The organism is Xanthobacter sp. BG11Y11_SDJG (genome assembly GCF_057364445.1).
This window is the reverse complement of the sequence record NZ_JBNFNU010000904.1, coordinates 1-514: the sequence shown is the minus strand read 5'-3', so window position 1 is coordinate 514 and position 514 is coordinate 1. Positions and strand designations below refer to the sequence as shown.

Sequence of the window (514 nt, the reverse complement as noted above, 5' to 3'; positions counted from 1 at the left end):
TGCTGAAGGCCGCGCGCGCGACCGCCGGGCTGAAGGGTGTCGCGGGCGAGGCGCGCGACCTGTTCCGCCGCCGCTGCTGCCGGAGGAACTGTCCGCCTTCGATGCCGTGGTCATCGACCCGCCGCGCCAGGGCGCCGAGGCGCAGGCGCGCCAGCTTGCGGCGGCGAAGCTGGGGCGGGTGGTCTATGTGTCCTGCAGCGCCGCGACCTTCGCGCGCGACGCGCGGATCCTGATCGACGGCGGCTTCCGCCTCGGCCGGGTCACGCCGTTCGACCAGTTCCGCTACAGCCCGCACGTGGAACTGGTGGGGGTGTTCGAGCGGTAGGCGCAAGCCTTCCCACCGGCGTCATGCCCCGGCTTGTCCGGGGCATCCACTTTGCCCTTTGCGCCAGGCCTCTCGCCAGGCCTCAATCCCGACGCCAGCAACGCCGGGGCGTGGATCCCCCGGACAAGCCGGGGATGACGGCAGTCCAAGGGGAGACAGGCCGGAGGCACTCAAAAACCGGCCGTCATG

General features: G+C 72.0%; 1 pseudogene. It reads left to right on the top strand.

Going from position 1 to position 514, the window contains the following annotated elements:
• Window positions 1-325: pseudogene (locus tag AC2W7M_RS27220) on the top strand (RNA methyltransferase); the annotation flags it as partial.
• Window positions 326-514: the final 189 nt, after the last annotated feature.